Here is a 1,196-nt window from a genome sequence, read left to right on the forward strand (position 1 = left end):
GGAAGGTGCGAATAAGCAGGTCATTTCTTCCCAAGCTGACTCGCTGATTAAAATTTCGCGGATCTGGGCCGATTTTTTTCCCGCAAACACATCGAATCAGCCTATTTAGGCTATTTTTTCCACCATTTCTGGCGTTATTTCCGGTTTTTACTGAGATCTCTCCCACTGACGTATCATTTGGTCCACCCGAAACAGGTTGGCCAGGGTGAATAACATCGCCAGTTGGTTATCGTTTTTCAGCAGCCCTTTGTATCTGGCTTTCACGAAGCCGAACTGCCGCTTGATGATGCGAAACGGGTGCTCCACCCTGGCACGGATGCTGGCTTTCATGTATTCGATGTTGATGGCCGTTTTGTTCTTGCGCGGATGCTGCTTCAAGGTTTTTACCTTGCCGGGACGCTCGGCGATCAGCCAGTCCACATCCACCTCGGCCAGCTCCTCGCGCTGTGGCGCTCCTTGGTAGCCGGCATCGGCTGAGACAAATTGCTCCTCTCCATGAAGCAGATTACCCAGCTGATTGAGGTCATGCTCGTTGGCCGCGGTGGTGACTAGGCTGTGGGTCAGGCCACTCTTGGCATCGACACCAATGTGGGCCTTCATGCCAAAGTGCCACTGATTGCCTTTCTTGGTCTGATGCATCTCCGGATCGCGTTGCTGCTCTTTGTTCTTGGTAGAGCTGGGTGCCTCAATGATGGTGGCATCCACCAAAGTGCCTTGGGTCATCATGACGCCTGCTTCGGCTAGCCAGCGATTGATGGTCTTGAACAATTGACGGGCCAGTTGATGCTGCTCGAGCAGGTGGCGGAAATTCATGATGGTGGTGCGATCCGGCAGGGCGCTATCCAGGGATAATCGGGCAAACAGGCGCATGGAGGCGATTTCGTACAGGGCATCTTCCATGGCACCGTCGCTCAGGTTGTACCAATGCTGCATGCAGTGAATACGCAGCATGGTCTCCAGCGGATAGGGCCGTCGGCCATTGCCCGCCTTGGGATAAAACGGCTCGATGACAGCGGTCATATTCTGCCATGGCAGAATCTGCTCCATGCGGGAGAGGAAAATCTCTTTTCGGGTCTGACGGCGCTTAGTGCTGAATTCACTATCGGCGAAGGTGAGTTGATGGCTCATGATGTCCCTCTGGGATGCGCTCCGGATGAATATGATGATCTCATATCAGGAACTTGTTCGCACCTTCC

At 53.6% G+C, this 1,196-nt stretch carries 1 protein-coding gene; it reads right to left on the reverse strand.

Annotated elements, in window-relative coordinates; genetic code table 11:
- Positions 1 to 147: 147 nt before the first annotated feature.
- Complete coding sequence (locus tag IPZ49_RS20010) at positions 148 to 1,128, reverse strand: IS5-like element ISKpn26 family transposase (protein ID WP_000019445.1); 981 nt, start codon at positions 1,126 to 1,128, stop codon at positions 148 to 150.
- Positions 1,129 to 1,196: the final 68 nt, after the last annotated feature.

Origin of the sequence: Enterobacter cloacae complex sp. S2 (assembly GCF_015159675.1) — a bacterium.
GTDB classification, from domain to species: domain Bacteria; phylum Pseudomonadota; class Gammaproteobacteria; order Enterobacterales; family Enterobacteriaceae; genus Enterobacter; species Enterobacter intestinihominis.

Coding starts and splice junctions, on each gene's coding strand:
- IPZ49_RS20010 (WP_000019445.1), bottom strand. CDS start 1,128: ATGAGCCATCAACTCACCTTCGCCGATAGTGAATTCAGCACTAAGCGC.